Origin of the sequence: Lysinibacillus odysseyi 34hs-1 = NBRC 100172, from assembly GCF_001591965.1 — a bacterium.
In the GTDB taxonomy this organism is placed as follows: domain Bacteria; phylum Bacillota; class Bacilli; order Bacillales_A; family Planococcaceae; genus Lysinibacillus_B; species Lysinibacillus_B odysseyi.
In genome coordinates, this window is the sequence record NZ_BCVX01000021.1 from 1 (window position 1) to 24,006 (window position 24,006).

The 24,006-nt window shown below is 41.1% G+C and carries 21 protein-coding genes, 4 tRNA genes and 2 riboswitches; of the genes, 15 read left to right on the forward strand and 10 right to left on the reverse strand.

Annotation, left to right across the window (positions count from 1 at the left end):
- Positions 1-4 precede the first annotated feature (4 nt).
- From BOD01S_RS21880 to BOD01S_RS21900, 4 genes are all read left to right on the forward strand, one after another.
- A tRNA-Phe gene (locus BOD01S_RS21880) sits at positions 5-80 on the forward strand.
- A gap of 8 nt (positions 81-88) precedes the next feature.
- Positions 89-162, forward strand: a tRNA-Gly gene (locus BOD01S_RS21885).
- A gap of 11 nt (positions 163-173) precedes the next feature.
- Positions 174-250, forward strand: a tRNA-Ile gene (locus BOD01S_RS21890).
- A gap of 85 nt (positions 251-335) precedes the next feature.
- Positions 336-407: transfer RNA gene (locus tag BOD01S_RS21900), tRNA-Glu, on the forward strand.
- 224 nt (positions 408-631) lie between these two features.
- Here the strand turns inward: BOD01S_RS21900 and BOD01S_RS21905 are convergent.
- The 3 genes from BOD01S_RS21905 to BOD01S_RS21915 all read right to left on the reverse strand — a co-directional run bounded on the left by BOD01S_RS21905 (position 632) and on the right by BOD01S_RS21915 (position 3,525).
- Positions 632-1,483: a hypothetical protein gene (locus BOD01S_RS21905; protein ID WP_036150426.1), complete on the reverse strand. Its 852-nt coding sequence runs from the start codon at positions 1,481-1,483 to the stop codon at positions 632-634.
- Positions 1,484-1,705: 222 nt separating this feature from the next.
- Positions 1,706-2,260, reverse strand: coding sequence for a restriction endonuclease (locus BOD01S_RS21910; protein ID WP_036150427.1), 555 nt, complete (start codon positions 2,258-2,260; stop codon positions 1,706-1,708).
- A 59-nt stretch (positions 2,261-2,319) separates the two neighbouring features.
- On the reverse strand, positions 2,320-3,525 hold the full coding sequence (locus tag BOD01S_RS21915) for a CynX/NimT family MFS transporter (RefSeq protein ID WP_036150428.1): 1,206 nt from the start codon (positions 3,523-3,525) through the stop codon (positions 2,320-2,322).
- 137 nt (positions 3,526-3,662) lie between these two features.
- A riboswitch (Lysine riboswitch) is annotated at positions 3,663-3,835 on the forward strand.
- Positions 3,836-3,975: 140 nt separating this feature from the next.
- On the opposite strand from BOD01S_RS21915, the gene BOD01S_RS21920 reads away from it, so the two are divergent.
- The 5 genes from BOD01S_RS21920 to BOD01S_RS21940 all read left to right on the forward strand — a co-directional run bounded on the left by BOD01S_RS21920 (position 3,976) and on the right by BOD01S_RS21940 (position 9,221).
- Positions 3,976-5,433 carry an amino acid permease gene (locus tag BOD01S_RS21920; protein WP_036150429.1) on the forward strand — a complete coding sequence of 486 codons (1,458 nt, stop codon included), beginning with the start codon at positions 3,976-3,978 and terminating at the stop codon, positions 5,431-5,433.
- Positions 5,434-5,716: 283 nt separating this feature from the next.
- The gene (locus tag BOD01S_RS21925; RefSeq protein ID WP_036150430.1) at positions 5,717-6,391 is read left to right on the forward strand and encodes a hypothetical protein; all 675 of its coding nucleotides are present in this window, start codon (positions 5,717-5,719) and stop codon (positions 6,389-6,391) included.
- Between the two features lie 141 nt (positions 6,392-6,532).
- Positions 6,533-6,634: riboswitch (purine riboswitch) on the forward strand.
- Positions 6,635-6,822: 188 nt separating this feature from the next.
- Entirely contained in the window at positions 6,823-7,407 is a 585-nt protein-coding gene (locus BOD01S_RS21930; protein WP_036150431.1) for a xanthine phosphoribosyltransferase, read from the forward strand.
- Entirely contained in the window at positions 7,407-8,723 is a 1,317-nt protein-coding gene (locus BOD01S_RS21935; RefSeq protein ID WP_036150432.1) for a nucleobase:cation symporter-2 family protein, read from the forward strand. Before BOD01S_RS21930 ends, BOD01S_RS21935 begins: the two co-directional genes overlap by 1 nt.
- A gap of 306 nt (positions 8,724-9,029) precedes the next feature.
- Positions 9,030-9,221: a hypothetical protein gene (locus BOD01S_RS21940; RefSeq protein WP_036150433.1), complete on the forward strand. Its 192-nt coding sequence runs from the start codon at positions 9,030-9,032 to the stop codon at positions 9,219-9,221.
- A gap of 234 nt (positions 9,222-9,455) precedes the next feature.
- Here the strand turns inward: BOD01S_RS21940 and BOD01S_RS21945 are convergent, their stop codons facing one another.
- From BOD01S_RS21945 to BOD01S_RS21955, 3 genes are read right to left on the reverse strand one after another with little or no spacing between them, the layout of a single operon-like run.
- Entirely contained in the window at positions 9,456-10,574 is a 1,119-nt protein-coding gene (locus tag BOD01S_RS21945) for an ABC transporter permease (RefSeq protein ID WP_036150434.1), read from the reverse strand.
- Complete coding sequence (locus BOD01S_RS21950; RefSeq protein WP_036150435.1) at positions 10,571-11,452, reverse strand: ABC transporter ATP-binding protein; 882 nt, start codon at positions 11,450-11,452, stop codon at positions 10,571-10,573. The genes BOD01S_RS21945 and BOD01S_RS21950 overlap by 4 nt, the downstream gene beginning before the upstream one ends.
- On the reverse strand, positions 11,449-12,708 hold the full coding sequence (locus BOD01S_RS21955; protein WP_036150436.1) for an ABC transporter permease: 1,260 nt from the start codon (positions 12,706-12,708) through the stop codon (positions 11,449-11,451). Before BOD01S_RS21955 ends, BOD01S_RS21950 begins: the two co-directional genes overlap by 4 nt.
- Positions 12,709-12,932: 224 nt before the next feature.
- Here BOD01S_RS21955 and BOD01S_RS21960 point away from each other — a divergent pair, with 224 nt between their 5' ends.
- The 4 genes from BOD01S_RS21960 (at position 12,933) to BOD01S_RS21975 (ending at position 17,682) form a co-directional block, all read left to right on the forward strand.
- Positions 12,933-13,478 (forward strand): hypothetical protein, encoded by a 546-nt coding sequence (locus BOD01S_RS21960; RefSeq protein WP_036150437.1) that lies wholly within the window; start codon positions 12,933-12,935, stop codon positions 13,476-13,478.
- 209 nt (positions 13,479-13,687) lie between these two features.
- Entirely contained in the window at positions 13,688-14,305 is a 618-nt protein-coding gene (locus BOD01S_RS21965; protein ID WP_036150438.1) for a nitroreductase family protein, read from the forward strand.
- 11 nt (positions 14,306-14,316) lie between these two features.
- Positions 14,317-15,252 carry a ring-cleaving dioxygenase gene (locus tag BOD01S_RS21970; RefSeq protein ID WP_036150439.1) on the forward strand — a complete coding sequence of 312 codons (936 nt, stop codon included), beginning with the start codon at positions 14,317-14,319 and terminating at the stop codon, positions 15,250-15,252.
- A 222-nt stretch (positions 15,253-15,474) separates the two neighbouring features.
- Positions 15,475-17,682 carry a YcdB/YcdC domain-containing protein gene (locus tag BOD01S_RS21975; protein ID WP_036150440.1) on the forward strand — a complete coding sequence of 736 codons (2,208 nt, stop codon included), beginning with the start codon at positions 15,475-15,477 and terminating at the stop codon, positions 17,680-17,682.
- Positions 17,683-17,754: 72 nt separating this feature from the next.
- Here BOD01S_RS21975 and fumC read toward each other — a convergent pair whose 3' ends face one another.
- Positions 17,755-19,146: a class II fumarate hydratase gene (fumC, locus tag BOD01S_RS21980; RefSeq protein ID WP_036150441.1), complete on the reverse strand. Its 1,392-nt coding sequence runs from the start codon at positions 19,144-19,146 to the stop codon at positions 17,755-17,757.
- 730 nt (positions 19,147-19,876) lie between these two features.
- Between fumC and BOD01S_RS21985 the strand changes: the two genes are divergently transcribed.
- Both BOD01S_RS21985 and BOD01S_RS21990 read left to right on the forward strand, forming a co-directional pair.
- Positions 19,877-20,941 carry a YeeE/YedE family protein gene (locus BOD01S_RS21985; protein ID WP_036150442.1) on the forward strand — a complete coding sequence of 355 codons (1,065 nt, stop codon included), beginning with the start codon at positions 19,877-19,879 and terminating at the stop codon, positions 20,939-20,941.
- Between the two features lie 23 nt (positions 20,942-20,964).
- Positions 20,965-21,189: a sulfurtransferase TusA family protein gene (locus BOD01S_RS21990; RefSeq protein WP_036150443.1), complete on the forward strand. Its 225-nt coding sequence runs from the start codon at positions 20,965-20,967 to the stop codon at positions 21,187-21,189.
- A gap of 149 nt (positions 21,190-21,338) precedes the next feature.
- On the opposite strand, the gene BOD01S_RS21995 is transcribed toward BOD01S_RS21990, so the two are convergent.
- The 3 genes from BOD01S_RS21995 to BOD01S_RS22005 form a co-directional block, all read right to left on the reverse strand.
- Entirely contained in the window at positions 21,339-21,650 is a 312-nt protein-coding gene (locus tag BOD01S_RS21995; RefSeq protein WP_036150453.1) for a hypothetical protein, read from the reverse strand.
- 133 nt (positions 21,651-21,783) lie between these two features.
- Positions 21,784-22,335: a DUF1273 domain-containing protein gene (locus BOD01S_RS22000; RefSeq protein ID WP_036150444.1), complete on the reverse strand. Its 552-nt coding sequence runs from the start codon at positions 22,333-22,335 to the stop codon at positions 21,784-21,786.
- 221 nt (positions 22,336-22,556) lie between these two features.
- Positions 22,557-23,747 (reverse strand): ornithine--oxo-acid transaminase, encoded by a 1,191-nt coding sequence (locus BOD01S_RS22005; protein WP_088321779.1) that lies wholly within the window; start codon positions 23,745-23,747, stop codon positions 22,557-22,559.
- Positions 23,748-24,006 lie beyond the last annotated feature (259 nt).

Below are 24,006 nucleotides of genomic sequence, written 5' to 3' on the forward strand. Positions count from 1 at the left end.
TAAAGGGTCAGTAGCTCAGTTGGTAGAGCATTAGATTGAAGCTCTAAGTGTCGGCGGTTCGATTCCGTCCTGACCCACCATCTTATCTGCGGGTGTAGTTTAATGGTAAAACCTCAGCCTTCCAAGCTGATGTCGTGGGTTCGATTCCCATCACCCGCTCCATTTCATTGAATGGGCCTATAGCTCAGCTGGTTAGAGCGCACGCCTGATAAGCGTGAGGTCGATGGTTCGAGTCCATTTAGGCCCACCATATATTTTATTCCGAAGTAGCTCAGTGGTAGAGCAACCGCTGTTAACAGGTTGGTCGTAGATACGAGTCCTAACTTCAGAATTATGGCCCGTTGGTCAAGTGGTTAAGACACCGCCCTTTCACGGCGGTAACACGGGTTCGAATCCCGTACGGGTCATCTTAAGCATGCAGCAATCGCTGCATGCTTTTTTTGCATGAAAAACGAAATGAAAGAGTAGTTATTATGCTAGTCCTAGTTCCTGCTCCAAATAAAAGATGACTCTGCATTCTCGCCTATAAAAATTTAATGCTGGAAAATTAATAATGCAAAGCAACTTTAGCTTAATCAACGGTTCTTTTTAATACTTTATAGTCCGAATTTCTCCGAATTCCATATAATATCTACAGCGCTTTCATCATTTTTGTATGAAGAGCCAACCGTTTTTTCGCATAATGGAGCGCCTTCTTTGGTTTGCCACGGCGCTCATAATTCTCGATTAACAGCTCATATACTTCACTCTGTAAAATAGGGTCTTCCCGGCTTTCAGCGATTTCTACCGCTTTTTTTAGAGCTGACAATGCTAGACGGTTTTTCTTTTTAGCCATATGGAACTTGGCTCGTGTCACAAGTGTCTTGGCGTACACTTGTGGTACAGCTTGGAGATCTTTATGGGTCTCACAAGCCTTTAGCAGCTCGGACATTTCTTCTAGATGTGCCAAGGCATAAAGCGTATCAGCCCGGTTTAAATGATAATAAAAAAATTGGACGGTATCCGACTGAATTTCTTCCTGGTAGGTTGTCCATAACTCATTGCTTATTTTGAGTGTGAGCTCCGTGTGACCGAGAAGAAGATGGCATTTTTGGATATAGAGAAGAGATAATATTTTATGCTCTGTAAGCCTCCTTTTCTCCGCAAGCGCTATAGCATATGAGAATGCATGAATCGCTTCTCCATAATGATGAAAAGATAATCCTTCAAGTCCTCGTAACATGTAATATTCTATATCCTGAAGAACATCTTCTTTATTCAGTATACATGCTTGATAAAGAGAAGAGAGTTCATAAAAATTTTGCCTTTCCCCCTGTATATAAGCGATACAGGCAAGATGATACAAGCAAAGCTTCATATTTTCAATATGGTTTTCTCTTTTATACAATTTGAAGAGCCGTCCAAATAAGATTTTTGCTTCTTCATATTCCGCAGCTTGGAAAAGTGTTATAGCATAGTCTATACGTGAAAGTAAGGATGGCATCGAAATCCTCCTTGAAGGTTTTCCTCAGTATTTCTATGAATGGAAATACTGATACATATCAGGTGAAAATACAGTGATTTATGTTTAATCAATTAGGTAATATTTCAAAAAAACAGATGTTTTTAAAGCTTGATATATCTGCCTGCTATAGGGAATCTTTTTCAAATGAATAGGGCCTGCTTTCTTTTAGGAACAAAAATAAATAGCCCTCCCATCGGAGAGCTATTTATCCAAAATCATATCAATTAATTCTTTTCTGTCCACTAAATACACATCATTGATATCTGCCAGCTTAATGGCTTGCTTTGTGAAATAGCTGTTAGTGACAACCCATGCTTCCGTAGCGTCATACATCTTTACAGCACCGATAATTTCCTGTACTGCCTTGACACCGACAGAGCCGGAATAACGCTTTGCCTGTACGGCAATTACATCTTGTCCATCTTTTAAAATAAGGTCGGCTCCGTAATCGCCACTTTTTGCAGTGTACGAGACTTTAAAACCGCGGCGTTTAAATAATTCACCTAGGAAACGTTCAAACTCCTCGCCTGACATTCGATCCACTTCGGCAATATCAGCTTTTCGAAGGCGTGCAGATTCTCGCCAATACTGCCAGAACTTAAAGGCAATTCCTACAAACACATAGACGCCAATTCCGCCAGCAATCCCTTCAAGGGTTCTTATATAGTACCAGCCAATACCTCCCGCAATCAAAAATGGTAACAACTGCAAGTATGGAGCGCGTTTTTTTCTCTTTCTTCGACGTTTCCGAAACATACTTTTCTCCTTTAGATATAATACGCCATTATATCATAAAATAAGTACGTATGTTTGCATCAATTGTCGATTATTCGGTTATTCCCTGCAATATATGCTGAGATGAACAAAATAATGGCAGTAATAACAAAAATAACGTTCGGTATGAACCAGCTTCCTGTTATATCTTTCAGGAGGCCAAAGCCGATTGGGCCAACAGCGGCCAACAAATAGCCAATTGACTGGGCAAAGCCGGAAAGCTCAGCTGCTGCATAGGCGGTCTTTGTCCGTAGTGTAAAGAACATCATCGCAAGGCTAAAGGAAGAACCTCCTGCAAAGCCAAGGCAGATCATCCAAACAATAGCATAATCCGTCCATTCCATTAAGACTCCTGTAAAGCCAATTAAATAAAAGACTGTAAAGACAACTACAATAGGACGCTGATTAGCCATCTTCCCGGCTAAAATCGGTGTCAGGAAGGTCATCGGAATTTGGAAGAACTGTAAGACTGAGAAAAGCCAGCCAGCCTTGCTTGCATCAATTCCCTGCGCAATATAAATTTCCGGTATCCACGCTGCCGTTGTATAGAAGAAAAAGGACTGCAGCCCCATTGCCAGCATAACGGCAATCGCAATCGGGGAGCGGATGAAAGAAGACCATCCCTTACTGTCTGAAGAACTTTCCCCTAATGATACCTTTTCTCCCCGTAACTGAGGAATCCAAAAAATAAGAGCAGCCACTGCTACTACAAGACCCGAAGCTAAAGCGATTTGCCAGTTGCTCGCCTCTGCGATGGGATAGCTGACACCCGCGCCGATGCCGGCAGACAAATTCATTGAGACAGTATAAATACCCGTTAATAAACCGATGTGAAGCGGATAACGCATTTTAAAGAAGCTTGGAATCAGCACATTGCCAAAGGAAATTGCCACCCCGATAAGAATCGTACCAATGAGCAGGAATGTAATTGTGCCAAAGGAACGCAGAAGAATCCCTGCGCTTAACAGCAGAACGGAGTAAAAGAGTGTCCATTCCATTCCAAACTTTCTTGCGATGCGTGGGGCAAATGGGGACACGACAGCGAAAGCAAGAAGCGGAATTGTTGTGAGAAAACCACCCAATACATTTGAGATTCCTAAATCATCGCGAATAAAGGAAATAATGGGCCCTACAAGTGTTAATGGGGTACGCAAGGTCGTTGCTAATAGGACAATAGATGCAACAAATAGAAGTACTTTACTATCGAGTTGTATTTTTTTGCTTTTTTGGTGAGACATATCTTTCATAATGCCAACTCCTTTTCTGATTGATATAAAAGTTAGAAATGTTAGAAAAAACTGAATAAGTGAAAATCATTGATAACAAAAAAATGCTATGATAGACTCTTTACATATTTAAGTTTAATAGATGATGCCTCATGGGAAAATGAGGTAGAGGTCGCAACCATTATGACTAGTATAGCGGAGATAGGGAGAATCTGTGAAGCTATATAAAAGGAATGGTTGCCGAAGTATAGTACTTCTCTTCAAGTGCTATGCTGGGGCTGTACTCGAATAGGGACAGAACTGCCGCTGCGGCGGGTGAGCTATCGTTTCAAGTTGATGGGGTATTTTGGTGCCGTCATAACTTTTTATGGCGGCCTTTTTGTTTAAATGGTCTCAGGAAGGGCCATATCTGAAAATGCTCAAGCCTCATTACCGAAATACCATCAACAAAAAAGTTGAGGAGTTTGAAAAATGAGTGAAATAAAAATAGATCAGCTTGGCAACAAGCCTGAGCTGAAAAGAAGCTTAAAAAGTCGTCATGTGACGATGATTTCATTAGGTGGCACAATTGGAACAGGGCTTTTTTTGGCTTCGGGGTCGGCTATATCGTCAGCTGGTCCGGGTGGTGCCTTACTGGCCTATGCGCTAATTGGGGTTATGGTATATTTCTTAATGACAAGTCTCGGTGAAATGGCTGCATTCATGCCGACATCCGGCTCGTTTAGTACGTACGCAACACGCTTTGTCGATCCGGCACTTGGTTTTGCATTGGGATGGAACTATTGGTACAACTGGGCTATTACAATTGCTGCTGAAATTTCAGCCGTTTCCCTTATTATGAAGTACTGGTTCCCAGACAGTTCATCGCTGCTGTGGACTATCTTATTTATTGCTGTTGTACTGACATTTAACCTACTATCAGTTAAAGCGTATGGAGAAAGCGAATATTGGTTTGCGATGATTAAAGTTGTAACAGTGATCATCTTTGTTATCGTTTCATTCCTTATGATTTTCGGTATTCTAGGAGGGAATGATCCAGTCGGATTTTCGAACTTCTTTGTGAAGGATGCACCGTTTAATGGCGGCCTTATGGCAATGTTTGGGATCTTCCTGGCAGCGGGCTTCTCGTTCCAAGGAACGGAAATGCTTGGTGTAACTGCTGGAGAAACAGACGATCCGGGTAAAAATATACCGAAGGCTGTCCGTTCAGTATTCTGGCGTATCTTGTTATTTTATATTTTTGCAATCGGGGCAATCGGGCTTCTTATTCCTTATACAGATGAGCGTCTTTTATCTGATGATATTGCTATGAGTCCTTTTACCATTGTATTTGAAAATCTGGGCGTAGCCTTTGCAGCTTCTGTTATGAATGCCATTATTTTAACCGCGATGTTTTCTGCCGGTAACTCTGGGCTTTATGCAGCGAGCCGGATGTTGTTCCAGCTTGCGGTAGATGGCAAGGCGCCAAAATTATTTGCCCGGGTGAACACGCGCGGCATTCCGGTATATGCATTGATTGCTACACTTGCTGTAGGTTCTTTATCCTTCCTTGCTTCCTTCTTTGGAGACGGGGTAGTCTACATTTGGCTGTTAAACGCCTCCGGTATGTCTGGCTTTATTGCATGGCTTGGTATTGCGATCAGCCATTATCGCTTCCGTAAAGCTTACGTAGCTCAAGGACGTGATTTACGTGATCTTCCGTATGTAGCACCGCTTTATCCGTTTGGACCATTGTTTGCATTTGCCATCTGTATGATTGTTGTACTTGGGCAGAACTATACAGCATTTATGGGCGGCTCTATTGACTGGTACGGCGTTCTTGTATCGTATATCGGTCTGCCATTATTTGCAGCCTTGTGGATTGGCTATAAAATGAAGCATAAAACAAAAATTGTCCCACTTGATCAGTGTGAGCTGGATTATAAATAATAAAAAGAAAGCCTTCTTTCTGGAACATACAGAAAAATTTGCATTTTTCAAAAGAAGAGCTTATAAAAATTAATCAAACCGGCATTTTTTGCTCATCCCAGAACAAAAAGTGCCGGTTTTGCTATCTCCGTATCAACTAGACCTATTGTTACAAGGGACATCTCTTCTAGTAAGAGGCAGAAAGCATAGAGAATATGATAAGATAAGAAAATAGAAAAAATGTTTCCCGACTGCTGCCATACGGTTTATAAAGGATAAGCTTTCGGGGGTGAGAAGGTGAAAAATGGGTGTATCAAATGGATTAAAGAGAAAAATAACGAAATGGATGCTGTCGGAAGAAGGACAAGTTGCTTTTCGTCCATTCCTCGTAGATGGCAATCCATATAAAGCCCGCATTTTTGTAGTGGGGTCTTTTCCTCACCCTTTCATACAAGTGAGCGAGGATGAGCAGGAAGAATATATCGAATCTCTATTAGATGCTGAGCTGTGGGAAGCTTTCTATGGCGAACAGGCGCAATCGCGTGAGAATAAAGGTACAGCTGCCTTCATCCAATGGCTGAAGGAAACATGTGGGGAAACAGCTGTACATGTGAATGTGTCGGCATTCATGGCGGACTCATCTAAGGAACTTAAAAGATGCAGCAAAGACTCACCTAGAGATTATAAAAAGGGGTTTCACGTCTTTCAGGAAACACTAGAGGAGTTTCAACCGGAGTTTCTTATTCTCCATGGTTCAGACGCTGTAAAACAATTCCGCCAGCAATTTGGAGACGCACTGCTAGATTTTCCGCAAACAGAAAAAGTGCAGGATTTAGAAGAGGCAGGCGTTTTTGCAGAATGGGAGCTTGCTGAGGGAAGAAGGGTAAAGGTAATGGCCTGTCGTAATTTAAGCTATTACGGCAAGAAGGGTGAAGCGTTCAGTGTGTTGAAGGATCGTATAAAAGAACTCCTATTATAAGTAATCTGCTGTTCAAAGACGAACATTCCCGTTGATTGTAATGTAGGGTCTCGCTGAATTCCGAATAATCAAAATCATTTTATTATTGTTGAGACCATTGCATTTCAAAAATAAGGTGATTATAATTGTGACATTCTTAAAAAATCGTGATATATCTTTACTCATATAATAGCGGGAATAAGGCCCGCAAGTTTCTACCGACTGACCGTAAATTTGTCGACTATGAGGAGCAGGTTTTACTAGTGAAATGCGAGTGCCAGCACCGCTTTTGTTTGTATTTCTTTTGGCGTATGCTCGAAAGACTTGTTTCCTTCTGGAGGCGGGCTTTCGAGTTTTTTATTTCTTTAAAGGTCCGTAACTGCAAAAATCGGGCAAATGCCAAAACGGCTATTATATAGGTGAAGATGAAAATAGAGGAGGAGCTCCATACTGTGAAGCTTTTAAAAGAGAAAATCGAAAAAGAAGGCAACGTTTTATCGGACACTGTATTAAAGGTCGATTCATTCCTTAACCATCAGATCGATCCACTTTTAATGAAGGAGATAGGGGATGAATTGGCAGACCGCTATGCTGATGAAGTTATTACAAAGGTATTGACGATTGAATCATCAGGAATAGCACCTGCTACATTTTTAGGGCTGACAATTGGCGCACCGGTTGTTTTTGCCCGTAAGCGTAAGTCTCTTACATTGACGGACAACCTATATTCTTCAAAGGTGCACTCATTTACTAAAAATGAAACGAATGAAATTTCTGTATCTAAAAACTTCTTATCTCCTGAAGACAGCGTAATTATTATCGATGATTTCCTTGCTAATGGCGAAGCAGTGAAGGGGTTGCTTGATATCGCAGAGCAGGCAGGCGCACATGTCGTTGGTGTAGGGATTGTCATAGAAAAAGGATTCCAGGACGGGGGCAAGCAGCTGCGTAAGCAAGGTATTCGTATCGAGTCTTTAGCTCGCATTAAATCATTAGCAAATGGCAAGGTCGAATTTTTCGAAGACGGTGAATTCTAATGAATAACGCAAAAGCAGTTACATTTGGCGTTCAGCACTTACTGGCAATGTATGCAGGAGCAATTTTAGTCCCTCTTATTATCGGTGGTGCTATTGGATTCAATACAGAGCAGATGACTTATCTTGTAGCTATCGATATTTTAATGTGCGGAGTTGCTACACTCCTGCAAGTATGGAGCGGCAAATTTGTTGGAATCGGGCTTCCGGTTGTTCTGGGCTGTACATTTACGGCGTTAACACCAATCATTACGATTGGGACATCGAAAAGTATAGGCTCCATCTATGGTGCAATTATCGTTTCGGGCATTGTAATTGTGTTAATTTCAGGCTTCTTCGGTAAACTGGTACGTTTTTTCCCGCCTGTCGTTACAGGCTGTGTCGTGACAATCATTGGGATTTCGCTATTACCGACAGCAATGACTAATATGGGCGGCGGAGATGCAACTGCTGCTGATTTTGGTTCTTCGACAAATCTACTTTTAGGATTTATTACGTTAGTGACGATCGTCGTTATCTACCGTTTTACAAAAGGCTTCATGCGTGCCATCGCTATCTTGATGGGCCTTATCGTCGGTACGGTTTTGGGCATGGTGATGGGTATTGTCAGCTTCGCTCCAGTGAAGGAAGCGTCCTGGTTTCATATGGTGCAGCCGTTCTACTTCGGTAAGCCTGAGTTCCATATTGAACCAATCATTACGATGACACTTGTAGCTATCGTATCGCTTGTCGAATCTACAGGCGTCTATTATGCACTAGGTGATATTTGTAAAAAACCGCTGAATTCAAAAGATTTGGCAAGAGGCTATCGTGCAGAAGGACTTGCCTCCATTATCGGCGGTATTTTCAATGCGTTCCCTTATACGACATACTCCCAAAATGTCGGTCTTGTGCAAATTACGGGTGTAAAGGAACGAAAAGTGATTTTTATTACAGGGACGATGCTTGTTGTACTTGGTTTTTTACCAAAAGCTGCAGCACTGACACAAATTATCCCGACACCTGTCTTAGGAGCTGCGATGATTGCGATGTTTGGAACAGTGATTACACAGGGAATGAAAATGCTGGCACCGGAGATCATAAAATCGATGGAGAATGCCTTAATTGTGGCTTGCGCAGTTGGACTTGGCGTTGGTGTATCCGTTGTACCACAAGTATTCCAAGCGCTTCCTGACAGCTTATCCATCCTGTTTGCAAACGGCATTGTGACAGGATCGGTCACTGCGATTGTACTGAATATTGTTTTTAATATGATTGGCAAATCGCATGTAGAGACAAAGATGCATGCAGTCGGCCAAGCGGAAATTGTAAAAGAATAAATTGGTGGAGCTCCTCGAACTGAGGAGCTTTCTTTTTTATAAGGTCATTTGTGAATCGGGAGGATTTATTAATTTGAAATAAATACAAAAAGAACCGTATGTTCCTTATTGCCATATAATAAAACAAACACAAACTATTTCCTACAGTAGAAACTGTGGATAGGTAACAAGCATGAAAAACCATGTAGTAGAATGGTTTTTTAAAGTTTTCTGAAAAATTACACTGTTTTGGGGCAAATTTATGTGAATTCTCTTCAGAAAATTTGATATAATAATAAGGAATACATTTGAAAAGGAGAGTTGCCTATGGTGACCGGTCAGTTAGAGCAGGCTTTCAAATTAGCTGAAAAGCACATGCTCGAAGTTCAGACAATTTTAGATTTGAAACGCATTATTGCGAAAGAAGTTAATTCATCACCTAGATCGGAGGAAAAGATTCTTCAGTCGATGATTCAGCTTCTTGAGAACAATAAAACGATCTTACAGGAGGCACAATAGTTGGGAAAAACAATTGAAATGTACGACGATCAAGACACATTTGATTAAAGGCGCTGCTCAAGCATTGGTAATACGAGCAGCGCCTTGATGTGTTTTTAGGACGATTTTGTTTGAATCGAGCGCTGGATGGTGAGATTGATATACATAAAGCAGGAAATTTTACAGCAGAGAGTGGTTTCCCTCTTTTTTATCAGTGCATCCCGTAATAATAAAATATTTATAAATAGCAGCAAATTAACTTATATCAACAGTTCTTTTCATTTTTAGCAAGGCAAATAAATAGATAAGAAGGGCAAGCAGCAATGTGATAGGAACACTATAAATCCAAAGACCGCTGATTGTTTGAATAGTACGTCCTGTAAACAAGAGGTGGAAAGGATCAATCCAAGGTTGCCCGCTCCATGAAACAGCTTGCATCGAAAAATAACCACCGATTATTATGACCATAACAGATAGCAAGGTAATAATAGCATTCTTAGCATAGAGGCTTATGAGCATACAAAGCGGAATGACCAGTAAAATTATGCAGGAAGTACCGGACAGGCTCCACTGTATATATTGGAAAATGGGGATGAATGTAAAGCTATCCTCCTTATCGATCATAACCGGATAAGAAAATGAACCCGGCTTTCCAATTGTAAGACCAAGCAGCCATGTGAAAATGAAAATAGCAGCAGTTACAAAAAGGTAAATAGTTATGGCTGTCAATGATTTGGCATGAAGAATAGCGGATTTTTTTACAGGCTGGGTGTATAAGAATCGAATGCTTCCTTGTTCAAACTCTATTGTTAATAAGTCACCGATAAGCAATAAAAGAAGGACAATGGCTCCTATATTTACATAGATGTCTGTTATCTGTTTCATAAAATTTGGCAGACTGGTGCCATAGTTCTCTGGAGAAGGCTCAATCCCTTGCCGCAGCAGTTGATCATTCCATGCTAAAGTTCGCTCCATTTCTGGAGTACTTAATGAAAACTCTCCGCCGGTTTCCTTATAGGAAAGTAAAGCTGTTAAAAAGGTATTTTCTGTTTGGAGACGTGCTTGCCAGTTTTCTGATTGCAATAATGGTTTCCATTCATATAGGGCATCTAAAGCAGTACTAAGATGGGTTATACGTTCTGATAGAATCATGTTTTCAGAATCTTTTTCCTGCTGTAGAACAAAAGCTCTTAAATGACTTTGAACTTCTCGTGTAGAAATATCTACCTGTTTTTGTTGCTCCTTAATGAGTAGATCCTGAAAGAGAATATTACGTACATAAAGAGCGCCGATAAGAAGTAAAATGATAGCAGATAGATATTGAAAACGTCTGCTAAAAATGATTTTTTTTAGCTCGAATAAAAAGAGTGTCATGGTTTCAGCTCGCTTTCAAATAGCTCCATGTATCTTTTTTCCGCTCCAATCTTCCGGTTTTCGATCTGATGGATTTGAATGCCATTTTGATTACATATATCAATCGCTGTTTGTAAAGGATAGGAGGTTTCGCTAAAGGTCAAATCCCCATGCTCCAGTCCCACAGGAAGCCCTGCAAGAGTAAAATGCTCCATTGCTTTAGCCGTATCCGAAACCGTAAGCGAATAATGAGGAATATTCAAATCTGCTAATGACTCCTCTAAAATTTCTCCATCCTTCATGAAATAAATCGTATTAGTCATCTTATCAATCTCATCTAAGTTATGTGAGGAAATTATTACTGTTGTACCTTTTGTATATAAATCCATCAATATATTACGCATATGAATAGCGCTTGTTGGATCTAAACCGTTAATTGGTTCATCTAATAATACTAATTTCGGATTATTTAATACTGCCATTGCAAGCAATAGGTGCTGTTTCATCCCCAGGGAATAGCTTCGTACCCGTTTTTTCACATAATGGGCCATGCCGATTGCTTCAGCGGTCTCCTTCGCTTTTTTTACAGGAAGCTTTTGGACATTGCATATAAATTTCAGATGATCTTCCCCCGTTAAGTCTCCATATAATACTCGGTTATCCTGAAGGTAAGAAACTTCATAAAACAGGGTAGGGTCCTTATGGTTCTTTCCTAAAATCGTGACTTCGCCTTCTTGAAAAGGGAGCAGGTTCATTAAGCAGTTCATCATCGTTGTTTTACCAGAACCGTTGGGGCCGACAAGGGCCACAATTTTAGGTTCATCAATTTGAAATGTAATATTTTTCAAGACCTCTTGTTCCTTATATCTCTTTTTTAATCCTTGCACGTCGATAATCATACCTTCACTCCTTTTTTCAATCTTCCGGCCAGATACGTCATTGCCAGCAATATACCAGTGCTCAGCGATAAGGATAAGATGGCCTGCAAATAGGTATAGTTCTCATTTTCATACTGGACTGCATATGTTCCGTCTACAATCGGATAGACATTTATATAGTGGAAAGGCAGCCAATGTGACCAATTGAGCAACATGGATTGGTCTGTCAGCAGCTGGCCGATGACAAGGAATACAACAGTTAATCCAATCCCTAATAAAGTGCGGTTGGCCAATATGGAAAATAAAAACAGGCAAGTAAAGCTGAGTGCTAAAACAAGGCTGAATAGGATAAGGGACTTTCCTAAAAAAGATGTTAATGTCAAAAATGAATACGTACGCTCAGGACCGTAAATAAGAATAGGATAGTTCCAATCTCCTAAACGATTAAACATGCTTCCGAGCACAAGACTAATAGTGGCAGTAAAGCCAATGAGAAGTATTGAGCCTCCCATACTGGCAACAGCTTTAGAAATCCAAAATTTCATTCTGCTGATTGGCTGGGTACGCAGTAATTGGATAGGGCCGTTTCCGTCGAGACCTTCTTTCGTCAAAATATCTGCAAAAAAGAATAAGACGAAAAAGAGGCCAAAAAATCCAAAGCCGTAGTTAAATAGGTGATAAACGAAATAAAACCCGGAGGAGGAATAGACGCCCGATGAAGAAGTTACGATTTCTTCTGCGATTGGATCATCAAACTGTTCATCATAGAGAGTACGCCATGTATGGCTTGAAGTAGGGAAAATAGGCTGTATAGAACGCTTTTCCATCCATCTCATTTTGTCCATCATCGTAAAAACAGTAAAAGGGGTTGGCCAAAGATAGCTTTTTAATACTTCCTTTAATTGTTCTTCCTTTGATTCCTCCTGCCAGGAATTATTCAGCAGCTCCCCCTGCCAATACAATGACCAGTCTTTCTTCTCAAGCCCCTCGTTCATTAAGAAGAAAGCTTCGTATTGTCTTTCGGCATTGACAAGGACCTCTTCAAGGTTTGGGTCTGTACCACCATTCTGTTCAATTTCCTCTGTTGTTGATTCAACGAATCCCATAGAAGTTTCAACATTCGATAGGACATACGCTTCGGCCTCATGTAGCTTCGTTTCTTTTGTATCAATGTAAAAGAAATAACCAGCAACCGTAAGAAGTAATAAAAATAGCAGAACATATGTAAATCGGGCACGCCTTATTTTGAGCCATTCTAAACGTAATAAGTGAATCATTTACATCCCCCGCTCCGGATAATTATTATATTTTTCCCTTTAAGATTTTTATGAGAGTGACATCTTCTTCATACGTTCTGAACCATAGGTAGGGCAACCTTATCAAAGAGCTTTATTTATATTCGCTTAATAGCTAGATAAAAACCTTTATTTTACATATATTAAATTTATTGTTTATATTATAATTTATTATTATAATATTTGTAAATTAGAGGGGGCTTGACATGAAAAAAATAGCAGGCTTATTCTTTCTGAGCATATTGCTGTTCGGCTGCCAGGAAGCGCCGTTAGAAGAGGTAGAGAAAGAGGCAGGAGGCAATGTCGAGACAGCAGTAGACACACGTTCTGTTTATGAATCAAATGAAAGGCCGCGCAGGATAGACTTATATATAGGGGCGAATGAGACATCCATCTTACCTACATTACTTAGCTATTGCTGGAACGAGCAGCCAGAGGAATGTCGTACCGAGTTAACATATACATGGGAGGAGGCAGAAGCTGCGTCAGATGGAAGAAAAATTTCTGCTGTTTCTCCAGGTAAGGAAATAATATTCCAAATTGATGCAGATCCTGCTACAGAAGTACCGTTTCCCGATGCAATCGAGCTTTTCCTAATAACAAAGGAAGAATTAACTCCAGTACCAGTCAATCAGGAGACCTTCTTGGCACCTGAACAGGAAGGAAGCTACACATATCTTTACAAGACAACCTTTGAATCAGATATAAAGGGCAATGCCATTTATGCTTTTACGTTAAGGGTAAGAAACTAATTAACTATTTTTAGATAAAAGCGAGTGTAAAGGTGGAAGTGCCTTACATTCGCTTTTTATACTATAGTGTACTTCTTATTTTTAAGGTTATATTGATAAATTAAGGGAGGAAGAAGGAAGCATTCCCTCTGTTTGACAAAATTAGGTGTTGGTGATATATTTATCTTGAATTCGAGATAAATATTTTCGAGATAAAGGGGTTTTAGGGGATGGATTTTGAAAAGCTAATAGAAAAGCGGCGTTCGGCCAATAATTTTATAAAGGGAATTGTAATAACAGAGCAAGATTTAAGGCCTATTTTCAATGATGTAAAGCTTGCTCCATCAGCTTTCAATTTGCAGCATACCGAATACATTACGGTATTGAATCCTGATGTAAAAGAGCAACTGCGAAAAGCAGCTTATGGGCAATATAAGGTTCATTCTTCTTCAGCAGTCATTATTGTAACGTCTGACCGGTATGCCTTCAAAAAGACTGAAAAGCTGAATGAGGGAATGAAGAATCTCGGCATGATCAATGATTGCCAGCTGGAGCAGTTAGTAAAGGATAATACATTGTTTTATGAGGAACGCGGCGAGGAATTTATGAAAGAGGAGGCTGTTAGAAATGCCTCATTATCCGCTATGCTCTTTATGCTGGCAGCCAAAAACCGAGGCTGGGATACATGTCCAATGATCGGCTTTGATCAGCAGCAGGTACGTGAGATACTTCATATCCCACCGACCCATGAAATTGTTCTCATGATCGCTGTAGGAAAAGAAAAAGAGGAAAGCCACAATCTGCGCGGCTACCGAAAACCGGTGAACGAATTTGTAACGTTTATATAGGAGGAGTTCAGATGAGAACAGCAGGTATTCACCATATTTCCGCCATTGTCGGGAATCCCCAGGAAAACGTAGACTTTTATGCAGGTATATTAGGAATGCGCCTTGTAAAGAAAACTATCAACTTTGATGACCCAGGTACCTATCATCTATATTTTGGAGATGAAGCGGGGACACCGGGAACGATTATGACATTTTTTCCATGGCCGACAGCTTTCCGTGGTCGTATTGGAGACGGCCAGGTAGGTGTTACCTCCTATGCGGTGCCTGATGGTGCACTTCCTTTCTGGCAGGAGCGTCTAGAGCGTTTTGGTGTACCTTTTCTGAAGGTAGAGCGTTTCGGTGAATTATACATTCAATTGGACGACCCGCATGGCCTCCATATTGAGCTTGTAGAACGGGCAGAAGGTAAACAAAGCGAATGGACCTTTGGGGGTGTTTCACCGGAAGTTGCTATTAAGGGGTTCGCCGGGGCGACATTGTATTCAAGCAGCCCCCAGCAGACCGCAGATGTATTGACGCAGGTTATGGGCCTGGAGCTTGTGTCGCGTGAAGGCGATTATATCCGCTTCAAGTCGCCAGCAGCTATCGGGAATATCATTGACCTAAAAACAGTTCCGGGGCGCCGCGGAGCAACAGGACCGGGTACTGTTCACCATATTGCTTGGCGCGCAAAAGATGATTCGGAGCATCTCCAATGGCAGGAACATGTCATACAGCATGGCCTTCATGCAACAGAGGTGAAAGACCGAAACTATTTTAATGCCATCTATTTCCCTGAACCGGGAGGGATTTTGTTTGAAATCGCGACAGATCCGCCGGGCTTTACGGTTGATGAAAATCCGGAAATACTAGGAGAGCAGCTGATGCTGCCGCCGCAATATGAATATTTACGGGATGAGCTGGAAAATAAGCTGCCAACACTCCAAGTGCGGCCATTAGAAAAATAAATGAAGGAATGCCTATGCTTATTGCATGGGCATTTTTTATAGGAACTATAAGGGGAGCTGCTCTTTTACTATGAGCAGGCAGCCGCCAGCTAGGGAAAGGGGCCTATTTATAGCAGAAATTTAGAGAGAAAAAAGAAAATAGAATATTTTAGAAAGTTTCGCCCTCTACTTGCGTATGTTGGAACAGGAAGTTTTTTATTTGCACAAATAGGGGGAGAAGAAATGGTTGTATTGAAGAAGGCAAGCGTATTATTATCGGCGACAGCATTGTCTATCGGTTTATTGGCGCCAGTTGCTAGTGCAACAACAGTGGACGAGCGTATGGAGAGGCTGCCGATCCAGGTAGCGCAGACAAACGCGAAGGTAACAAAGCAAGATTTGATCAATCGTATGAAGGAACTGTTTCCGACAGAGTTTTCCAATTTGACTGAGAAGGATTTCTATATGAATACGGGTTATTCCTATCCTGGAGATTCAACGGTGCGTTATGAACTGAGCTTTTCCAAACAATTGAAGGATCAATATGTATATGGCAATCTGATTTTTGCGGGAGCAGATCTGCAGCTTGAACATTTCTACTACCAGCCGCCGGAAACGAAAGAGGCATTCTTCCCAGCAAAGGTTTCCGAAAGCGAGGCGCAAAAAATTGCAGACAAGATGGTCAAACAACTGGCATCGGCCGCCGGATATCAACTTTCCACCACAGATGATATTTATACACCAAGCAATTTGACACAGCCAGTGCAATATACGTTTACCTACCGAAAGGCAGAAGGGGATATTCCGGTAGCAGACCGCTATCTACAGGTAACAGTTCAAGGGGATGGCCAGTTAATTGCCTTCTATAATTCCGGAACGAAAAAAGGGAATTTCACATATGATGATGCGTCTAAAAAGCAAGATACTACTGCTGTCCAAACGAAAGTACAAGATGCAATAGAAGCGCAGCTCTTCTATTTATTGACACCAAATTACCATACAGGAGGGGCAGAGGCCAAGCTTGTGTACCGGCCAAGCAGCCAGATTGTCTCTGGTGTCCATGCGGTATCGGGAGATTGGGTGACATTAGACGGGCTATCTGCATCTTTACCGAAAGAGCAAAAGATTACACCGATCGCTCCACAGCCTTTACCGCCTAGACAGCCGGACATAACGGAGGATCAAGCAGAGCAGCTGGCACTTTCATTCCTCCAAACGGAGATTCCGGGGGTTACATTAACGATTGATTCTATTTATGAAACGACTAGTTATACAGGTAAGCAGGTATATATGATCCAGTATAATTATGAGTATGCAGGTGAAAATATAGGGACGACATTATCGATTGATAAAGCAACAGGTGAAATTATAGAATACTACAATATCAAGTATGATTTGGCGGCGCAAATGAAGGAGGATCAGAAGAAGGGAACATTATCACAGAAGGATGCTCTTCAACAAGCTGTCGACTCTATAAAAAAATGGGCACCTTCTTATGCAAATGAATACGCTATGCCGGTAGCCGAAGCGCATTATTTCGAGCATAACGACAGCTACTACTTCTCTTTCCCACGTATTGTAAATGGTTTGGCAGTGGAAGGCGATCAAATTACGGTGAATATTGGAGCAGCAGGGGATTTACTCGGGCTTTCTATTATGACGTACAGTGACGTCAAATGGCCGACCGTGGCAGATGTCGTGTCAAAGGAAGAGGCAACAAAGCAGCTGAAGGAGAGTCTATCTCTGCAACTACAATACATGAACATACCGAATGTTGGTAATGACGAGCATTACAGCCTTATTTATCAGCCGCTGTTTAAGGAAAACAGCTATAGTATGATTGATGCAAAAACGGGAAAATGGCTTTCTAGTAATGAGAAAGAAGAATATCCAGCGGTTGAGCATCCTACAGCAGCACAGGAACTGAACCATCTTATCCGTATGGGGGCTTTAGAAGTTGACGAAAACTTTAATCCGGATGCTGCTATTTCAAAGGGGGAAGCACTAAAGGTATTAATGAAATCACTCACGTACTCCTATGATTATTATCCACAAGGAGAGCTGGAATCGAAGTTCTTCGACAATATACAGCCTACTGATGAACTGTATCCACTCATGATGGCAGCCGTAGCAATCGGTATTTTAGATGAATCTGATAAAGGGCTCAAGGCAGATGCTAAGCTTTCCCGCGAAGAAGTGGCAAAATGGGCGGTAAGAATGCTGAACCTAGAGGCTGCTGCAAAGCATGGGGATATTTATCAGTTAGGATATACGGACGCAGCGAAAGTGTCTTCAGATAAGCGTGGTTATGTAGCACTGGCATACGCAATGGGCCTACTGAATGCTGAGAATAATCAAGCAAATCCGCAGCAGGAAATGACATATGCAGAATTAGCGAAGATGACCGTATTGCTGGCAAATGAAATGAAGGAATATAATATTTATCGTTAAAAGGGAAATAGCTTGAAAATAGAAAAACCGGTGGAGAGAATCTCCACCGGTTTTCCTCATTAGAAAATACGGTTATTCAGCGTTAGGATAAATCATTGTTGCGGGATCTACATATTCGTCAAATTGCTCCTCTGTCAATAAACCGCTCGCAATTGCTGCTTCTTTCAGCGTTGTCCCTTCTTTATGGGCCTTTTTCGCAATAGCAGCTGCGTTTTCATAACCGATATAAGGATTTAATGCCGTTACGAGCATTAAAGAATTACGTAAGTTCGCATCCAACACTTCCTGGTTTGGCTCAATGCCTACAGCGCAATTGTCGTTAAACGATTGCATAGCATCAGCTAGTAAACGTACAGATTGCAGGAAATTATAAATTATGACTGGCTTAAATACATTAAGCTCGAAATTCCCTTGGGATGCAGCAAAGCCAATTGCCGCATCATTGCCGAACACTTGGCAGGCAACCATCGTCATTGCTTCCGATTGAGTTGGGTTAACTTTCCCCGGCATGATAGAAGAACCTGGTTCATTTTCTGGAATCGTAATTTCTCCGATACCTGAGCGGGGACCAGATGCCAGCCAGCGCACATCATTAGCAATTTTCATGAGATCCGCGGCCAATGCTTTCAATGCACCATGGGCTGTCGTTATTTCATCATGCGATGTTAAAGCATGGAATTTATTTTCAGCCGTTACAAACTGCTTACCTGTTAGACCGGTAATTTCTGCAGCTACCATTTCACCGAATTTCGGATGGGCATTAATTCCTGTACCTACAGCTGTACCACCAATCGCAAGCTCTTTCATGAATTCAGTTGTCAACTGGATCATTTTCTCTGATTTTACAAGCATATGATGCCAGCCTGAAATTTCCTGGCCGAGTGTAAGTGGAGTCGCATCTTGAAGATGGGTACGTCCGATTTTAATAATATCGTTGAACGCCTCTGACTTTTCTTTTAATGTTGTCTTTAACACATTCAGCTTCGGTAATAAATAGTCTTCCACTGCCAGGACAGCTGCTACATGAAGGGCTGTCGGGAATGTATCATTGGAACTTTGAGATTTATTTACATCATCATTTGGATGGATACGTTCTTCGCTACCCTGTTCCTCTAGAATCTGGTTACCGCGGAATGATAATACCTCATTCACGTTCATGTTTGACTGTGTACCAGAACCAGTCTGCCATACGACAAGTGGGAACTGATCATTCCATTTACCTTCTAGTACCTCGTCGGCAGCCTGCACAATCGCGTTTGTTTTAGCATCTGATAGTTTACCAAGTTTTTGGTTCGCGATTGCGGCTGATTTTTTTAAGATGGCAAATGCACGAATGATTTCAATTGGCATTTTTTCAGTTCCGATTTTAAAGTTTTCCAAGCTTCGCTGTGTCTGAGCTTTCCATAATTTGTCCGCCTGTACTTGAATTTCACCCATTGTATCCTTTTCAATACGAAATTCCATTTTATTCGCTCCTTTTTTTAATATGTATTATGTAGTTGATGTTCCCCAAAACAGAAACATAACAAACGTAAAGAAATAATTATTTTCATTTCCTCCATTAAAACCCATTATACTTATAGGGTAATTAGGGGAAGTGCTGTTATTATAACGCAGAAGCAGAGGGAATAAAAAGGATTGAACCTCAGCTCATCAGGGATACGGCAAATAGAAATCCCCCAAACAGTTTTTGAGGGAGTCCTATTTCATATGAAAATAATAAGGGAGGTCCGAAACAAATTCTGGGGGGACATGTTTCGGAATGAGAATTTAAATTATTGATCACTACAATGAAAATGATAATCTTTCTCATTTATAAAGTCAATGATAAGTGAACAATAATTTTAAGAAAAAATCTTTGACGAAAAAGGCCATCAAAATTTTTTGATATATCGTTCAATGAAAGATATACGTTAAGCTGCGTGACTATAGAACATTTAATTGCGCATTATTCATTATAAATAGCCTGTATGGGTTTTTTTATATCCAAAAAATAACCGGTAAAATCAAACGCTAAAGAGGGCAGACAATCTATAATGGTGGTTTTATTCCTAATTATAGAAAGAAAAATACATTTACTTTATTCACATAAACCTAGTAAAGTTATAGGTAAACAAATAATTTGCTATGATGAAGTGTTTAATGTATTATAAACCTATAAAATTACTGAGGAATAGTAGGAGGTTACGTAACAATGTCATTTGGTCTTTTAACAGGTTTGTTATGCGGCGCTTTATTAGGGTTTGTCATGCAACGAGGCCGTTTCTGCTTAACAGGCGGCTTCCGTGACATGTATATCGCAAAAGATAATCGCATGTTCTATGCGCTATTAATTGCGATTGCTGTTCAAAGCGTTGGTGTATATACATTGATTAGTTTAGGTGTTTTTGAATTTACGACAGGTACTATATCTTTACTTGCTGTCATTGCAGGTTCCTTCATATTTGGTATTGGCATTATCTTTGCGGGAGGATGTGCGACAGGTACATGGTATCGTGCTGGTGAAGGGCTGGTTGGCAGCTGGATGGCGCTTGCAGGGTATATGCTCGTAGCTGCCATGATGCGTACAGGTCCGTTAGCGCCGATTGATACGAAACTTAAATCCTATGAAGTCGGCAACAACTCTATGGCAGCGACATTCGGGGTGAGCCCTTGGATACTGATTGCTATTTTAGTAGTGATTGTAGCCTTCATCGTTTATCGCGAGTTAAAAAAACCAAAAGTGAAAATTCCCTCTTTGAAACCGAAGAAAACGGGATTAGCCCATGTTCTTTTTGAAAAACGCTGGAACCCATTTGTTACAGCTACCTTGATTGGAGTAATCGCAACATTAGCCTGGCCATTATCAGTAGCAACTGGACGTATGGGCGGTTTAGGTATTACAACTCCTTCAGCTAATATTTTACAGTTCCTTGTAACAGGTGATATAAGCTTCGTAAACTGGGGTGTCTTCCTTGTATTAGGGGTTTTCTTTGGTTCAATGTTCGCGGCGAAAATGTCTGGAGAATTTCGTTTCCGCATGCCGGATGTAAAAACAGGCCTTAATAGTTTTTCAGGAGGCTTAATGATGGGCTTCGGGGCTAGCTTGGCAGGTGGTTGCTCGATCGGGAATGGTCTCGTAATGACAGCGATGATGACTTGGTCAGGATGGATTTCCCTTGTATTTATGATTTTGGGTACATGGACGGCTTCTTATTTTGTATTTGTCCGTCCGCGGAAAAAAGCACAGGCTGCCCGTTCAGAAGCGGTAACGGCTTAAATTAATGTAAGGAGAGAATAATTATGCAAAAAAAACTAGAAGTAATGGGAATGGTTTGTCCATTTCCTTTAATAGAAGCAAAGCAGGCAATCGAGGAAATTAATACAGGCGACGAACTGGTAGTAGAGTTTGACTGTACACAGGGAACTGAATCCATTCCTCGCTGGGCAGCAGAAGCAGGGCATGAAGTAACGAACTTCGAACAGGTCGGCGAAGCTGCATGGACAATTACGATTCAAAAAGGCTAATTGGATAGAAAAAAATGTGCCACTGCGGGGATGTGAATATACCTGTGCAGTGGCATTTTTCATTGATGTAGAGTAACAATCGTTATCGATAGGGGGGAGGCGCATTACGTACCAATGGTATGATTTCTTTTCTATTTCCTCGGGAAGTATTAAATAATCTTTACGTAAAAATCCAAACCATTGTTTATGCCTACAATTTCTGTATTTTTCATCGTTCTGTAATAACTGTCAATTTGACGGGCCAGGCCGGCATGTCCGTTAAAGTATTCCCCGCTTTTTAGCTGTTTGGCTGAGTTATGAAAGTCAAAATAGATTCTGGTATCTGAACACATGCTGTTGATAATCTGTTGAAAGTCTTCAAGTGAAATATGCACTCCCCGGGTGTAACGGCATTCGCGCTTATACGTATGATGAGAAATGTTGATTGGTTTTGGTTCTGTAATCATGTCAATTTGGATCATTAACATCAACCCCTCTTAAATGGTGGAAAAGCTAACCTGGTACATGTCGATGACAGCAAACAACGAAAACGCAATCAGTAAACATTTGACCGTATAAAAGAATATCTTTTTATAGGAAAAGACAGCATGTCATTTACCAATCTTTACGCTGCATTTCCTCTGCTACTACCTGTAGATCATAGGCATTAATACGCAACAGCTCATATTCATTGTTTTCCATATACTTTGTGACAAGGTTGAGTACATACTTTGGAGACCCTTCATTATCCTCATCGTATAGAAGAAGCATGCCGTCTGTATTGTTAATGATGAACTTATCTTTCTCAATAAACTGCCAAGGTGCTTCATAGGGGCGCTTTGTTATGCTTGTGACAAAATCAGCATTTTCTATAATACGTGCATATTGCGCCTGTTTTTGGTCGCTCCAGTTTTTCTCTTGTTCTAAAAAAGGTGTAATAACGGAGTATTTTAGGCGGGGGAAATGTTCTTTCAATTCGAGTACCGTTTCTGCTGTCCATCCTTCCACCCCAAGTTGACCGCTGATTACAACCCATTCCAGCCCTTCATCGCACAAAGAATAAAGATGATTATATAGAGCCTTTTTGATGACAGGAATACCCGGGTGCTTATCATTAAAGATACCCAGCTCGTGTGCACGATATCCGGTTACATAGATGGTCTTCATCGGAAAATCTCCTTTCACTTGCTTTTCATCATTTTATCCTACTACTTCCTCGCAGAAAATAGAAAGGTCATGATGGAAGGAGATCAACGCCCACCAGTATTCTTCAGATGTTTTATATTACCCACTATTGCCCCAAGTGTACCCTTTATTTTTTGTATGGAGAGTGCTGCCAATGAAAAAGCCCCGGGATGGTCCGGGGCTTGAAGGTTATATACTATATATTATTCTGTGAAAGCCTGCTTGATTTGTTTGATGGCCCAGTCCAGCTCATCACGGGAAATAATAAGAGGAGGGGCAAACCGAATGACTGTATCATGGGTTTCCTTACACAGTAAACCAAGCTCCATCAATTTTTCACAGTACGGGCGGGCAGACTCATACAGCTCCATACCAATAAATAAGCCACGTCCCCGTATTTCTTTAATAACGGGATTTTGAATCTCGCGAAGCTTTTCCATAAAGTAAACGCCAAGTTCAGCGGATCGCTTCGCTAGATTATCGTCAATAATGACATCCAGCGCAGCAATTGATACGGCACAGGCTAATGGATTTCCACCGAAAGTGGAGCCGTGTGTACCAGGCGTGAATACACCGAGTATATCGCTGTTTGCTGCTACACAGGAGATAGGCATTACACCGCCGCCCAGAGCCTTCCCCAAAATATACATATCCGGTACTACATCTTCCCAATCACAGGCAAACATACGGCCGGTGCGAGCAAGACCAGTCTGAATTTCATCTGCAATAAACAGTACATTTTTCTCCCGGCATACAGCTTGCACTTTCTGTAAAAAGCCATCCGGAGGAATTACGATGCCTGCTTCACCTTGAATAGGCTCCAAAATGACAGCTGCCGTGTTTTCTGTTATTGCCTCTTGAATTGCTGTTATATCTCCATACGGCACAAGCGTAAAACCAGGTAAAAGAGGGGCAAACCCTTGCTGGTAGTCTTTTTCTGATGACATCGAAATAGCTGCCATTGTACGGCCATGGAAGTTGCCCGTACAGCAGATAATCTCGGCATCTCCCTTAATGCCTTTCACCTCATAAGCCCATTTGCGAGCTGTTTTTATTGCTGTTTCCACAGCTTCGGCACCTGTATTCATTGGCAGAACCATATCTTTATTAGTCAAGTTCCCTACTTTTTCATACCATGGTCCAAGCTGATCGGAATGGAATGCGCGGGATGTAAGCGTGACACGGTCGGCCTGTGCTTTCAATGCCTCAATAATTTTAGCGTGGCGGTGGCCCTGGTTGACAGCTGAATAAGCCGATAACATATCCATATATTTATTGCCTTCTGGATCATACACCCATACACCTAATGCTTCTGAGATCACAATCGGCAGCGGGTGGTAGTTGTTTGCTCCGAATTGCTCTGTCTGTTGAATAATTTCTTTGCTATTGTTCATTCTATCCATCCTCCCTTTACTATCATCATATAGGAAAGACAACAAAAAAAGCAGACCGTTTTGTCTGCCTTTTCAAAAGGATATGAAAAATTTTGTACATATCAAAATAATAATTGGTTTATAGTCAGGAAGAGGGTGCGTATATTTGATAGCTCTTCAATTTTTAATAAAACATAAAGATAGCAACGCCTAAAGCCAAGATAGCAGTTACGAAATAATAAGGATAGTTCAAATTGATAGTAAACAGGATACTATAAGC

Bases quoted from the DNA above. Each gene is read 5' to 3' on its own strand.
- BOD01S_RS22000 (WP_036150444.1), bottom strand. From the start codon at position 22,335: ATGAAGACCATCTATGTAACCGGATATCGTGCACACGAGCTGGGTATC.
- BOD01S_RS21985 (WP_036150442.1), top strand. From the start codon at position 19,877: ATGTCATTTGGTCTTTTAACAGGTTTGTTATGCGGCGCTTTATTAGGG.
- BOD01S_RS21995 (WP_036150453.1), bottom strand. From the start codon at position 21,650: ATGATCCAAATTGACATGATTACAGAACCAAAACCAATCAACATTTCT.
- BOD01S_RS21945 (WP_036150434.1), bottom strand. From the start codon at position 10,574: ATGACACTCTTTTTATTCGAGCTAAAAAAAATCATTTTTAGCAGACGT.
- fumC (WP_036150441.1), bottom strand. From the start codon at position 19,146: ATGGAATTTCGTATTGAAAAGGATACAATGGGTGAAATTCAAGTACAG.
- BOD01S_RS21915 (WP_036150428.1), bottom strand. From the start codon at position 3,525: ATGAAAGATATGTCTCACCAAAAAAGCAAAAAAATACAACTCGATAGT.
- BOD01S_RS21905 (WP_036150426.1), bottom strand. From the start codon at position 1,483: ATGCCATCCTTACTTTCACGTATAGACTATGCTATAACACTTTTCCAA.
- BOD01S_RS21920 (WP_036150429.1), top strand. From the start codon at position 3,976: ATGAGTGAAATAAAAATAGATCAGCTTGGCAACAAGCCTGAGCTGAAA.
- BOD01S_RS21910 (WP_036150427.1), bottom strand. From the start codon at position 2,260: ATGTTTCGGAAACGTCGAAGAAAGAGAAAAAAACGCGCTCCATACTTG.
- BOD01S_RS21925 (WP_036150430.1), top strand. From the start codon at position 5,717: ATGGGTGTATCAAATGGATTAAAGAGAAAAATAACGAAATGGATGCTG.
- BOD01S_RS21935 (WP_036150432.1), top strand. From the start codon at position 7,407: ATGAATAACGCAAAAGCAGTTACATTTGGCGTTCAGCACTTACTGGCA.
- BOD01S_RS21955 (WP_036150436.1), bottom strand. From the start codon at position 12,708: ATGATTCACTTATTACGTTTAGAATGGCTCAAAATAAGGCGTGCCCGA.
- BOD01S_RS21965 (WP_036150438.1), top strand. From the start codon at position 13,688: ATGGATTTTGAAAAGCTAATAGAAAAGCGGCGTTCGGCCAATAATTTT.
- BOD01S_RS21950 (WP_036150435.1), bottom strand. From the start codon at position 11,452: ATGATTATCGACGTGCAAGGATTAAAAAAGAGATATAAGGAACAAGAG.
- BOD01S_RS21990 (WP_036150443.1), top strand. From the start codon at position 20,965: ATGCAAAAAAAACTAGAAGTAATGGGAATGGTTTGTCCATTTCCTTTA.
- BOD01S_RS21940 (WP_036150433.1), top strand. From the start codon at position 9,030: ATGGTGACCGGTCAGTTAGAGCAGGCTTTCAAATTAGCTGAAAAGCAC.
- BOD01S_RS21975 (WP_036150440.1), top strand. From the start codon at position 15,475: ATGGTTGTATTGAAGAAGGCAAGCGTATTATTATCGGCGACAGCATTG.
- BOD01S_RS22005 (WP_088321779.1), bottom strand. From the start codon at position 23,747: ATGAACAATAGCAAAGAAATTATTCAACAGACAGAGCAATTCGGAGCA.
- BOD01S_RS21970 (WP_036150439.1), top strand. From the start codon at position 14,317: ATGAGAACAGCAGGTATTCACCATATTTCCGCCATTGTCGGGAATCCC.
- BOD01S_RS21960 (WP_036150437.1), top strand. From the start codon at position 12,933: ATGAAAAAAATAGCAGGCTTATTCTTTCTGAGCATATTGCTGTTCGGC.